Origin of the sequence: Mesorhizobium japonicum MAFF 303099 (assembly GCF_000009625.1) — a bacterium.
GTDB classification, from domain to species: domain Bacteria; phylum Pseudomonadota; class Alphaproteobacteria; order Rhizobiales; family Rhizobiaceae; genus Mesorhizobium; species Mesorhizobium japonicum.
In genome coordinates this window covers 654825-667087 of record NC_002678.2, presented here as the reverse complement: position 1 = coordinate 667087, position 12263 = coordinate 654825, and the positions used below count along the sequence as shown (strand labels likewise).

The 12263-nt window shown below is 63.9% G+C and carries 7 protein-coding genes and 1 pseudogene; 6 read left to right on the top strand and 2 right to left on the bottom strand.

Annotated features, from left to right (window positions below; translation table 11 throughout):
• The first annotated feature begins 33 nt into the window (after positions 1-33).
• A complete protein-coding gene (gene glmU / locus MAFF_RS04465) occupies positions 34-1410 on the top strand; it encodes a bifunctional UDP-N-acetylglucosamine diphosphorylase/glucosamine-1-phosphate N-acetyltransferase GlmU (RefSeq protein ID WP_010909696.1) in 1377 nt (458 codons plus the stop codon).
• Positions 1411-1413: 3 nt separating this feature from the next.
• On the opposite strand, the pseudogene MAFF_RS04460 reads toward glmU, so the two are convergent.
• Positions 1414-1787, bottom strand: a pseudogene (locus MAFF_RS04460) (ADP-ribosylation/crystallin J1).
• Positions 1788-1994: 207 nt separating this feature from the next.
• On the opposite strand from MAFF_RS04460, the gene glmS reads away from it, so the two are divergent.
• Positions 1995-3818: a glutamine--fructose-6-phosphate transaminase (isomerizing) gene (glmS, locus tag MAFF_RS04455; protein WP_010909693.1), complete on the top strand. Its 1824-nt coding sequence runs from the start codon at positions 1995-1997 to the stop codon at positions 3816-3818.
• 91 nt (positions 3819-3909) lie between these two features.
• The gene (locus MAFF_RS04450) at positions 3910-4662 is read left to right on the top strand and encodes a DUF502 domain-containing protein (RefSeq protein WP_010909692.1); all 753 of its coding nucleotides are present in this window, start codon (positions 3910-3912) and stop codon (positions 4660-4662) included.
• Here the strand turns inward: MAFF_RS04450 and recG are convergent.
• On the bottom strand, positions 4614-6722 hold the full coding sequence (gene recG / locus MAFF_RS04445) for an ATP-dependent DNA helicase RecG (protein ID WP_010909691.1): 2109 nt from the start codon (positions 6720-6722) through the stop codon (positions 4614-4616). The two genes, MAFF_RS04450 and recG, sit on opposite strands and share 49 nt — an antisense overlap.
• A gap of 92 nt (positions 6723-6814) precedes the next feature.
• Between recG and MAFF_RS04440 the strand changes: the two genes are divergently transcribed.
• From MAFF_RS04440 to MAFF_RS04430, 3 genes are all read left to right on the top strand, one after another.
• A complete protein-coding gene (locus MAFF_RS04440; RefSeq protein ID WP_010909690.1) occupies positions 6815-7102 on the top strand; it encodes a succinate dehydrogenase assembly factor 2 in 288 nt (95 codons plus the stop codon).
• 70 nt (positions 7103-7172) lie between these two features.
• Positions 7173-10670: a transcription-repair coupling factor gene (gene mfd / locus MAFF_RS04435; RefSeq protein WP_010909689.1), complete on the top strand. Its 3498-nt coding sequence runs from the start codon at positions 7173-7175 to the stop codon at positions 10668-10670.
• Positions 10671-10859: 189 nt separating this feature from the next.
• A complete protein-coding gene (locus tag MAFF_RS04430) occupies positions 10860-12233 on the top strand; it encodes a class II 3-deoxy-7-phosphoheptulonate synthase (protein WP_010909688.1) in 1374 nt (457 codons plus the stop codon).
• Positions 12234-12263 lie beyond the last annotated feature (30 nt).

Genomic DNA, 12263 nt, shown 5'->3' with positions numbered 1-12263 from the left:
GATTCCCAATCCTTTTCCTATGGTTGTTCGCCTATGAGCCAGAGATCCTGCCTGTCCGTCATTCTCGCCGCCGGCGAAGGCACGCGCATGAAGAGCGCGCTGCCGAAGGTGTTGCACCAGATCGCAGGCCTGCCGATGGTCGCCCATGTGGTGAAGGCGGCCGACGCCGCCGGTGCCAGCAGCGATGCGATCGTCATCGGCCATGGCGCGGAAGAGATGCGCAAGGCGGTGACGAAGTTCTCGCCCAAGGCCGAAACCTTCGTGCAGGAAGAACGCCTGGGTACGGCGCATGCTGTTCTTGCCGCCCGCGAAGCGATATCAAGGGGTTATGACGACATCCTGGTGATGTTCGGCGACACGCCGCTGATCGATGCGGAAGCGCTGAACTTGGCGCGGCTGAAGCTCGCCGAAGGTGCGGCCGTCGCGGTGATTGGCTTCCGTCCGCCTCTTCCAAACGGCTATGGCCGGCTGGTCGAAAAAGGCGGCAAGCTGATCGCCATCCGCGAGGAAAAGGATTGTTCCGAGGCGGAGAAGAAGATTGGCTTCTGCAATGCCGGCATGATGGCGGTGGCCGGTGCCCACGCGCTGAAGCTGCTCGACGCGGTCGGCAACAAGAATGCCAAGGGCGAATATTATCTGACCGACATCGTCGAGATCGCAGGTGCGCAAGGCCTTGATGTCGTCGCCACCGAGGCCAGTTTCGAGAATGCGCTCGGCATCAACAACCGCGCCGAACTGGCCCAGGCCGAAGGCATCTGGCAGGCACGTCGCCGCCAAGAGGCGATGCTGTCGGGCGTGACGCTGATCGCGCCGGAGACCGTGTATTTCTCGCACGACACCGAGATCGGCGCCGACACCGTCGTCGAGCCCAATGTCTGGTTCGGCCCGGGCGTGAAGATCGCCGGCGGCGCCAAGATCCATGCCTTCAGCCATATTGAAGGCGCGACCATTGCCGCGAACTGCGATGTCGGGCCGTTCGCGCGCTTGCGGCCGGGTGCCGATCTTCGGAACAAGGCAAAGGTCGGCAATTTCTGCGAGGTCAAGCAGGCTGTTATCGAGGAAGGCGCCAAGGTCAACCATTTGACCTATATCGGCGATGCCCGCGTCGGCGCGGGCGCCAATATCGGCGCCGGCACCATCACCTGCAATTATGATGGCTTTTCGAAATTCTTTACCGATATCGGCGAGGGCGCCTTTGTCGGCTCGAACTCCTCGCTGGTGGCGCCCGTATCGATCGGCAAGGGCGGCTACATCGCTTCCGGCAGCGTGATCACCGAAAGCGTGCCCGACGATGCGCTGGCCTTCGGCCGCGCCCGCCAGAAGACGATCCCCGGCAAGGGCAAGGAATTGCGCGAGCGTTTCGCTTCGGCTGCGGCGGCGAAGAAGAAGGCGGCCGGCGCCGATCACTAGCGGTCAGTTGGCCGGCGCCGTATCTCGACCGAAAGTGGCGGTCACCTCGATCTTGCCGACGATGGCTTTGTTGAAATCATCGAGGTCTTCGGCAGGGATCCAATATTCCAGATGTGCCTTGCTGCCGGCGTGCTCGACCCGGTAGCGGTCGAGAAAGCTTTTCAGCACGGCAAACCGGTCACGAACCCCGCGCCGCTGGCCGGCACATTCCAGTCGCGCGCGATCTGCACTGCATAGGCTTCCGACAGAACCGGATAGAAGATAGGCTGTTCAGGAAGGCGTGGCGGAAATGCCCGCATGTTCGACGCCTCAATGAGTTTCAATTCCTCGGGTCCGATCGGGCGCCAGAGTGTAATGGTGGGCTGAGCTTCATTCATGGCGGAAGCTTAGCCAAATATTGCCGGAGCGAAAACCGGATCGCTGAAAACCGAACAATTGCAGTAACCGGATTGCAAGAGCGGTCTGGCATGGTGCATGCGTTGAGAAGCGTCCGTTACACCGGACGAAATGCAATGTGACTTTCACGGCAGGCCGGCCATCCCTAAATAGCGCTGGTTTTCCATGGGGAATCGGGGACTGTCTGCATGTGCGGTATCGTTGGAATCGTCGGCCACTCGCAGGTTGCGCCGCTCATCGTCGATGCGCTGAAGCGGCTTGAGTATCGCGGTTATGACTCGGCCGGCGTCGCCACCATCGAGCATGGCGAGCTCGCCCGCCGTCGCGCCGAAGGCAAATTGATCAACCTCGAGCGCCGGCTCAAGGAGGAGCCGCTCGACGGCACGATCGGCATCGGCCACACACGCTGGGCCACCCATGGCGTGCCCAACGAGACCAATGCGCATCCGCATTTTTCCGACGGCGTCGCCATCGTCCACAACGGCATCATCGAGAACTTTGCCGAGCTGCGCGACGAGCTGGTCCGCGACGGCTATGCCTTCTCCTCGCAGACCGATACAGAGGTCGTGGCGCATCTGGTGGCGCGCGAGTTGGCCAAGGGGCTGAAGCCGGTCGAGGCCGCGCATCAGGCGCTGAAGCGGCTGGAAGGCGCCTTTGCGCTGGCCATCATGTTCAAGGGCGACGAGGACCTGATCGTCGGCGCCCGCAACGGCCCGCCACTGGCCGTCGGCCATGGCGATGGCGAGATGTTCTTGGGCTCGGACGCCATCGCGCTGGCGCCATTCACCAATTCGATCACCTATCTCGAGGACGGCGACTGGGCGGTGGTGCGCCGCGACAGCGTCGCCATCTTCGACATCGACGGCAAAAAGGTCGAGCGCAAGCGCCAGCAATCGCTGTCGACCTCCTTCATGGTCGACAAGGGCAACCGCCGGCATTTCATGGAGAAGGAAATCCATGAACAGCCCGAGGTGATCTCGCACACGCTGGCGCATTATGTCGATTTCGTCTCCGGCGTTTCGAAGCCGCTCGACCTGCCGTTCGACTTCGCCAAGATCGGCCGGCTGGCGATTTCGGCTTGCGGCACCGCCTATCTCGCCGGCCTGATCGGCAAATACTGGTTCGAGCGCTATGCGCGGCTGCCGGTCGACATCGATGTCGCCTCGGAGTTCCGCTACCGCGAAATGCCGCTGTCGGCCAACGATGCCGCCTTCTTCATCTCGCAGTCGGGCGAGACCGCCGACACGCTGGCCTCGCTGCGTTATTGCCGCAAGGCCGGCATGAAGATCGGCGCCGTCGTCAATGTGCGCGAATCGACCATGGCGCGCGAATCCGACGTCGTGCTGCCGACACTCGCCGGCCCCGAGATCGGCGTCGCCTCGACCAAGGCTTTCACTTGCCAGCTGTCGGTGCTGGCCTCGCTTGCGGTGCGCGCCGGCGTGGCGCGCGGGGTGATTTCGCAGGAGCAGGAAAAGACCCTGGTGCGCGCGCTTTCGGAAGCGCCGCGCTATGCCAACCAGGTGCTCAAGCTCGAAGAGCAGATCGAGCGGATCGCGCGCGAACTGTCGCGCTACAAGGACGTGCTCTATCTCGGCCGCGACACCAATTTCCCGCTGGCCATGGAAGGCGCGCTGAAACTCAAGGAAATCTCCTATATCCACGCCGAGGGCTATGCGGCGGGCGAATTGAAGCATGGGCCGATCGCGCTGATCGACGAGAACATGCCGGTCATTGTCATTGCGCCGCATGACCGCATTTTCGAGAAGACCGTGTCGAACATGCAGGAAGTGGCGGCGCGTGGCGGCAAGATCATCCTGATCACCGACAGCAAAGGGGCGGCGCAGGTGAGCGTCAAGACGATGGAGACGATCATCCTGCCGGACGTGCCGGAAATCATCTCGCCGATCATCTATGCGCTGCCGATCCAGATGCTGGCCTATTTCGCCGCCGTGTTCATGGGCACCGATGTCGACCAGCCGCGCAATCTGGCGAAATCCGTGACGGTGGAATAGGGGGCCCTAACAGGCGCTCTTTAAAAACTTCGCAGTTCCAAACGGCGTCCCGGTTCACTAATGTTGCGCTGCAACCCGCGCCCGGTGAACCATGTCCGATGCTCCCAAGACCTCCGGCATGACCCGGCTGAGAAACTATTTCCTCACGGGCTTCGTCGTCTGTGCGCCGCTGGCGATCACCGCCTACATCGCCTGGTCGTTCATCGGCTGGGTCGATTCCTGGGTAAAGCCCTATATTCCGGCGCGTTACAGCCCCGACACCTATCTGCCGTTTCCGGTCCCGGGGTTCGGGCTGATCGTTGCGCTGATCCTGATCACGCTGATCGGGTTCCTCACCGCCAACATTGTCGGCCGCGCCATTGTCGGTTTTGGCGAGCGCCTGCTTGGCCGCATGCCGCTGGTGCGCGGCATCTATGGCTCGCTGAAGCAGATTTTCGAGGCCGTGCTGTCGAACAAGGGCGACATGTTCCGCCAGGTCGGGCTGGTCGAATATCCGCGCAAGGGCGTGTGGTCGCTGGTGTTCGTCGCCAGCGAGAAGGAAACCGAGATCAATGAGAAGCTCGACCAGGAAGGCGATCCGCTGATCGCCGTGTTCATGCCCTGCACACCGAACCCGACGACCGGCTTCCTGATGTATGTGCTGAAGTCGGACATCGTGCTGCTTGACATGACGATCGAGGACGGCGCCAAGCTGATTGTTTCTGCAGGGCTGGTGGCGCCGGAGGTGAAAAGCAAGATGGTGACGCTGAATGGCGAGCCGATCAACGGAACGGTCGCCAATCCGCCATTAGGGTCTCACCCGGCCCGCAGGAGCCGCACGGCCTCGTCGCGGCCGAACAGATAGAGCAGCAGGCGCAGCGCCTCGCCGCGGTCGGATTGCAGCTCCGGGTCGCGCGACAGGATAAGCCTGGCATCGTCGCGGGCGGCCTCCAGAAGATCGGCATGCGCCTCGATGCGCGCCACCTGGAAACCCGGTGTGCCGGACTGGCGGGTGCCCAACAGCTCGCCTTCACCGCGCAGCTTGAGGTCTTCCTCGGCGATCAAAAAGCCGTCTTCGGTCTCGCGCATCACCGACAGCCGGCGTTTTGCCGTCTCGCCGAGCGGGTCCTTGTAGAGCAGCACGCAAGAGGAGGGCTTGTCGCCGCGCCCGACCCGCCCGCGCAGCTGGTGCAGCTGTGCGAGGCCGAAACGCTCGGCATGCTCGATGACCATGACGGTGGCGTCGGGAACATCGACGCCGACCTCGATGACCGTGGTGGCGATCAGGATGCGGGTTTCGCCCTCCTTGAAGGCGCGCATCGCCTCGTCCTTCTCGGCGCCCTTCATGCGGCCGTGGACAAGGCCGATGCGGTCGCCGAACAGCGGTTTCAGCGAGGCAAAGCGATCCTCGGCCGACATCAGCTTGATCTCTTCGGATTCCTCGACCAGCGGGCAGATCCAGTAGATTTTCTGGCCGCCGGCGACGGCATCCTGCATGCGGGCGACCAGTTCGTCGAGCCGCTCCAGCGGCAGCGTGACGGTGCGGATCGGCTGTCGGCCGGCCGGTTTTTCCGTCAGCTTGGAGACGTCCATGTCGCCGAAGGCGGTCAGCACCAGCGTGCGCGGGATCGGTGTGGCGGTCATCACCAGCATGTCGGGCGCATCGCCCTTGGCGGTGATGGCGAGCCGCTGGTGAACGCCGAAGCGATGCTGCTCGTCGATGACAGCCAGCACCAGATCGTGGAAGGTGACCGTCTCCTGGAACAGCGCGTGGGTGCCGACGACGATGTCGATCTCGCCGCTGGCCAGGCCGGCCAGTGTTTCGGTGCGTTCGCGGCCCTTTTCGCGGCCGGTGAGGATGGCGATGCGCAGCCCGACCTTGGCGGCGAACGGGGCGATCGTCGCCAGGTGCTGGCGCGCCAGGATTTCGGTCGGCGCCATCAGCGCTGCCTGGCCGCCGGCCTCGACGGCGCGCGCCATGGCAAGCAGCGCGACCACCGTCTTGCCCGATCCGACATCGCCCTGCAGCAGCCGCAGCATGCGCTCGGGGTCGGCAAGGTCGGCATTGATTTCGGCCAGCGCGAATTCCTGGCTTGCGGTCAGCGAATAGGGAAGGGCTGCGCGCAGTTTCTCGACGATGCGGCCGTCGCCGACCAGGGGGCGGCCGGACAGGCGGCGGATCTTTGCCCGCACCAGCGCCAGCGAGACCTGGCCCGCCAGCAACTCGTCATAGGCAAGACGCCGCCAGGCCGCACCCTCGATGGAAACATCGATCGGGTCGGCTGGATTGTGGATGCGGGTGAGTGCGTCGGCAAAGGTGGGAAAGGTGTGCCGGCGCATGAAGGCGACGTCCTGCCACTCCGGCAATTCGGGCAGCCGCGCCAACGCCTGGCCGATCGCACGGCGCAGCACCTTGCCGGAGAGACCCGCGGTGAGCGGATAGACCGGCTCGACCAGTGGCAGGTTTTCCGCCTCGCTGGCCAACGCGATGTGGTCGGGGTGGACCATGGTCGGGCGGCCGTTGAACCATTCCATGCGGCCCGAGACCACGACATGCTCGCCGACGGGCATTGCCTTTTCGAGATAGGCGGCGTGCGCATGGAAAAAGGTCAGGCCGATTTCGCCGGTATCGTCATGGGCGTAGACCCTGTAGGGCACCGACCGGTTGCCGCGTGGCGGCGGCTGGTGGCGGTCGATGCGCACGTCGAGGGTAACGATCTGGCCTTCCGCGGAACCGGCGATGCCCGGCCGGCTGCGGCGGTCGATAACGGTATGCGGCAGCACGAACAGAAGGTCGCCCGCGCGGGCCGCGCGATCACCAAGATCAGCCGTGACGACCTTCTCGATCAGCGCGCCGACCTTCGGTCCGACGCCGGCAAGCGAAGTGATCGGAACAAACAGCGGATCGAGGATGGAAGGACGCATGATGTCAGCTTATGTCGCGACGGCTACAGCGCAAGGCTGACAGCCCCTTCTATCCACGCTATATGCGCCGCAGCAAGTGAGGATGCGCCGCAATGACCGGAACGAAACGATCAAGCGAGGGGCTGGACGCCCACCGCCGCAAGCTGTTGTTCCGCTCCTGGCATCGCGGCATGCGCGAGATGGATCTTATCCTCGGCACCTTCGCCGACGCCGAGATCGGCGCCTTGACCGGCGAGGAAATCGAACAATATGAGAGGCTCCTCGACATTTCCGACACCGAATTCCTGCCGCTGATCACCGGTGAACGCCCGATCCCGGCGGATATCGATTGTGCCGTTCTGCAAAAGATCCTGGCGTCACGCCGGACCATGACATTCTGAACAAAAGCAATTCCAGGAAAACGCGAAGCGGTTTTCCCACAGGAATTGTGACAAACAAGACCGTGATTTGATGAGCCTCATCCCCACTATTGGTCTGCCGAAAGGCCGTGCCGGCCAGTTCATCGTCGACGGTGTCGCCGATGGCTATGAGGCCTTCGCGCTGGTGCAGGCCGCGCTTGAAATCGCACCCGACAAGCCGGTGCTGTTCGTGGCGCGCGACGGCCAGCGCCTGCCTGTTATCATCGAGGCGCTGGCCTTCGCCGCCCCCGGCCTGCCGGTGCTGGAACTGCCGGCCTGGGACTGTCTGCCCTACGACCGCGTCTCGCCCGGCTCGGACGCCGCCGCCAAGCGCCTCGACGCGCTGACGGCGATGATCGCGCTGGCGAAGAAGCCGCACCGCGCCGTCATTCTCACCACCGCCAATGCGTTGCTGCAGCGCATTCCGCCGGCCGACCTTGTCGAGGCACAGACCTTTCATGCGAGGCCCGGCAACCAGATCGACATGAACGCGCTGATCGCGCGGCTGGAAACGTCCGGCTTCGAGCGCGTGCCGACAGTGCGCGGCATCGGCGAATTCGCGGTACGCGGCGGCATTCTCGACCTCTTCGCCCCCGGCTGGGCCGAGGCGCTGCGCCTCGATTTCTTCGGCGATACGCTGGAATCGATCCGCGTCTTCGATGCCGCCACGCAGCGCACCACCGGCCAGCGCAAGTCGATGGCGCTGCAGGCGATGAGCGAAGTGGCGCTGACGCCCGAAACCATCAGCCGCTTCCGCCGCTCCTACATCGAAGCCTTTGGCGCGCCGCAGCGCGACGACGGGCTCTATGCGGCAGTAAGCGAGGGCAGGCGGTTCGCCGGCATGGAGCACTGGCTGCCGTTCTTCTACGAGCGGCTGGAGACGGTGTTCGACTATCTACCGGATACGCCTGTCGTTTTCGACCATCTGGCGCATGAGGCCCTGGCCGAGCGCCACACGCTGATCCTCGACCACTATGAAGCGCGCAAGAAGCAGGCCGACGCTGCGCTGAAGGATGCGGTCCCCTACAAGCCGGTGGCGCCGGATCTGCTCTATCTCTCGCCGGAAAACCTGATCGCCTCGCTCGGGCCGCGCGAAGCGATCGACTTCACGCCCTTCGACGCGCCCGATGCCGGCGCGAAAAAGGTCTATCATGCCGGCTCGCGCCATGGCCGCAGCTTTGTCGAGGAGCGCGCCGATCCGAACGTCAACGTCTTCGATGTCGTCGTCAGGCATATCGCCGACGAGCGCGCCGCACGTCGGCGTATTGTCATCGCCGGCTGGACGGAAGGCTCGCTCGACCGGCTTGGCCAGATCCTGGCCGAGCACCATCTCGGCAATCTCAAGCAGGTCGAGACGCTTGCCGAAGCCGAACAGCTCGATCCGGGGCAGGCGGCGCTGGCCGTGCTCCCGCTCGAATCCGGCTTCGAGACCGAAAGACTGGTCGTCGTTGCCGAACAGGATATTCTGGGCGACCGGCTCATCCGGCGTTCGAAGCGCAAGAAGCGCGCATCCGACTTCATTGCCGAGGCCTCGGCCCTGTCGACCGGCGATATCGTCGTTCATGCCGACCATGGCATCGGCCGCTTCATTGGCCTGCGCACCATTGAGGCGGTTGGTGCGCCGCATGATTGCCTGGAAATCCACTACGCCGGCGATGACCGGCTGTTTCTGCCGGTTGAAAACATTGAGCTTCTGTCGCGTTATGGCTCCGACTCCGCCGAGGCGACGCTGGACAAGCTGGGTGGCGGCGCCTGGCAGTCACGCAAGGCCAAGCTGAAGCGGCGCCTGCTCGACATGGCCGGGCAGCTGATCCGTATCGCCGCCGAACGGCAGATGCGCGCAGCACCGGCGCTGGTCCCGGCCGAGGGGCTCTATGACGAGTTTGCCGCGCGTTTCCCTTATGAGGAGACCGACGACCAGCAGACGGCGATCGACTCGGTGCGCGACGACCTCGGCGCTGGCAAGCCGATGGACCGGCTGATCTGCGGCGATGTCGGCTTCGGCAAGACCGAAGTGGCGCTGCGTGCCGCCTTCATCGCGGCGATGGAAGGGTTCCAGGTCGCGGTCGTGGTGCCGACGACATTGTTGTCGCGCCAGCACTTCAAGACCTTTTCCCAGCGTTTCTCAGGCCTTCCCATCCGCGTCGCCCAGGCCTCGCGGCTGGTCGGCGCCAAGGAACTGGCGGAGACGAAGAAGGCTTTGGCCGAAGGGCAGGTCGACATCGTTGTCGGCACCCATGCGCTGCTCGGTTCGTCGATCTCGTTCAAGAATCTCGGCCTGCTGATCATCGACGAGGAGCAGCACTTTGGCGTCAAGCACAAGGAGCGGCTGAAGGATCTGAAGACCGATGTCCATGTGCTGACGCTGTCGGCGACGCCGATCCCGCGCACGCTGCAACTGGCGCTGACCGGGGTGCGCGAGCTGTCGTTGATCGCCACGCCGCCGGTCGACCGCATGGCGGTGCGCACCTTCATCTCGCCCTTCGATCCGCTGGTCATTCGCGAGACGCTGCTGCGCGAGCGTTATCGCGGAGGACACTCCTTCTATGTCGTTCCGCGCATCAGCGATCTCTCGGAAATCCATGAGTTCCTGAAGGAATCCGTGCCCGAACTGAAAGTGGCGGTGGCCCACGGCCAGATGCCACCAGGCGAACTCGACGACATCATGAACGCCTTCTATGACGGCCAGTACGACGTGCTTCTGTCGACGACCATCGTCGAATCCGGCCTCGACATCCCGACCGCAAACACGCTGATCATCCATCGCGCCGACATGTTCGGCCTCTCCCAGCTCTACCAGCTGCGAGGTCGCGTCGGGCGTTCGAAGGTGCGCGCCTATGCGCTGTTCACGCTGCCGGCCAACCGCAAGCTCACCGACACGGCCGAGCGCCGTCTGAAGGTGCTGCAGTCGCTCGACACGCTGGGCGCCGGCTTCCAGCTCGCCAGCCACGATCTCGATATAAGGGGCGCCGGCAATCTCTTGGGCGAAGAGCAGTCCGGCCATATCAAGGAGGTCGGCTTCGAGCTCTACCAGCAGATGCTGGAAGAGGCCGTCGCCGAGGTGAAGGATTCCGGCGAGGTCCAGGATGGCGGCTGGTCGCCGCAGATCGCCGTCGGCACGGCGGTGATGATCCCGGAAAGCTATGTGCCGGACCTGCAGCTCAGGCTGGCGCTCTACCGCCGTCTCGGCGACCTCGAAAACACCGAGGAGATCGATGCCTTCGGCGCCGAGCTGATCGACCGTTTCGGCCCACTGCCGGACGAGGTGAAGCATCTGTTGAAGATCGTCTTCATCAAGGCGCTCTGCCGCAAGGCCAATGTCGAGAAGCTCGACGCCGGACCGAAGGGTGTCGTCATCCATTTCCGCAAGCGCGAGTTCTCCAACCCGGTCGGCCTGGTCAAGTTCATCGGCGAGCAGGGCTCGCTGGCCAAGATCCGGCCGGACCACAGCGTCGTCTTCACCCGCGACTGGCCGACAGCGGAGAAACGGTTGGCGGGCTCGGCGGTGGTCATGACGCAGTTGGCGCGTCTGGTGGAGAAGGCGGCCTGAGGACCATTGATATTCAGGTGACGCCGGCCTGACCTGAATCTCAACGCACTCAGCACCGCTAGCGCATTCGCCAGCGCTGAAATTCCGGTCTAGAATAGGAAATCGGCTTCGTGTATGGGAGCCGCCAACCCATATAGGGGCGGAAATGGCGGGCGAGGGTGCCCGCCGGAAAGAGTGTTGGGTGCAGCGATGACGAAATGGTCGCCGAATTCGTGGAGAGCAAAGCCGATCAAGCAGGTTCCTGCCTATCCGGACCTTGCCGCGCTGAAGAACACCGAAGCCCAGCTCGCCACCTTCCCGCCATTGGTCTTTGCCGGTGAGGCACGCAAGCTGAAGAAGCAGCTCGCGGCCGTCGCTGCCGGCGAAGCCTTCCTGCTCCAGGGCGGCGATTGCGCCGAGAGCTTTGCCGAGCATGGCGCCGACAACATCCGCGACTTCTTCCGTGTCTTCCTGCAGATGTCGGTCGTGCTGACCTTCGCTGGCGCGCAGCCGGTGGTGAAGGTCGGACGCGTCGCCGGCCAGTTCGCCAAGCCGCGCTCGTCCGACAATGAGACCAAGGGCGAGGTGACGCTGCCGAGCTATCGCGGCGACATCATCAACGGCATCGAATTCGACGCCAAATCGCGTATTCCGGATCCCGCACGCCAGGAAATGGCCTATCGCCAGTCGGCGGCGACGCTCAACCTTCTGCGCGCCTTCGCGCAGGGCGGCTATGCCAACCTGGAGAATGTGCATAGCTGGATGCTCGGCTTCGTCTCCGACAGCCCGCAGGGCGAGAAATACGAGTCGCTCGCCAACCGCATCACCGAGACGATGGACTTCATGAAGGCCGTCGGCATCACTTCGGAAACCAATTATGCGCTGCGCGAGACCGATTTCTACACCAGCCACGAGGCCTTGCTGCTCGGTTATGAGGAAGCACTGACCCGCGTTGATTCGACCTCCGGCGACTGGTATGCCACGTCAGGCCATATGATCTGGATCGGCGACCGCACGCGCCAGCCCGATCATGCCCATGTCGAGTATTGCCGCGGCATCAAGAACCCGCTCGGCCTGAAATGCGGCCCGTCGCTGACCGCTGACGGCTTGCTGGAGCTGATCGACCTGCTCAACCCCGAGAACGAGCCCGGCCGGCTGACGCTGATCGCCCGCTTTGGTTCGGACAAGGTCGCCGACCATCTGCCGAAGCTGGTGCGCGCGGTGCAGAAGGAAGGCCGCAGCGTGGTCTGGTCGTCGGACCCGATGCATGGCAACACGATCGAGGCGGCCGGCTACAAGACGCGGCCGTTCGACCGCATCCTGAAGGAAGTGCAGACCTTCTTCGAGGTGCACCGCGCCGAAGGCACGCATCCGGGCGGCATCCATGTCGAGATGACCGGCAAGAACGTCACCGAATGCACGGGCGGCGCGCGCGCCATCACGGCCGAGGAATTGCAGGACCGCTACCACACCCATTGCGACCCGCGCCTCAATGCCGACCAGGCGATCGAACTGGCCTTCCTGGTGTCGGACCTCTTGAAGAAGAGCCATCCGGTGCAGCACAGGCAGGCCGTCAACGGCTGATACCGACCAATGACCCGATTAAGGAAAGGC

Bases quoted from the DNA above. Each gene is read 5' to 3' on its own strand.
- glmU (WP_010909696.1), top strand. From the start codon at position 34: ATGAGCCAGAGATCCTGCCTGTCCGTCATTCTCGCCGCCGGCGAAGGC.
- glmS (WP_010909693.1), top strand. From the start codon at position 1,995: ATGTGCGGTATCGTTGGAATCGTCGGCCACTCGCAGGTTGCGCCGCTC.
- MAFF_RS04450 (WP_010909692.1), top strand. From the start codon at position 3,910: ATGTCCGATGCTCCCAAGACCTCCGGCATGACCCGGCTGAGAAACTAT.
- recG (WP_010909691.1), bottom strand. From the start codon at position 6,722: ATGCGTCCTTCCATCCTCGATCCGCTGTTTGTTCCGATCACTTCGCTT.
- MAFF_RS04440 (WP_010909690.1), top strand. From the start codon at position 6,815: ATGACCGGAACGAAACGATCAAGCGAGGGGCTGGACGCCCACCGCCGC.
- mfd (WP_010909689.1), top strand. From the start codon at position 7,173: ATGAGCCTCATCCCCACTATTGGTCTGCCGAAAGGCCGTGCCGGCCAG.
- MAFF_RS04430 (WP_010909688.1), top strand. From the start codon at position 10,860: ATGACGAAATGGTCGCCGAATTCGTGGAGAGCAAAGCCGATCAAGCAG.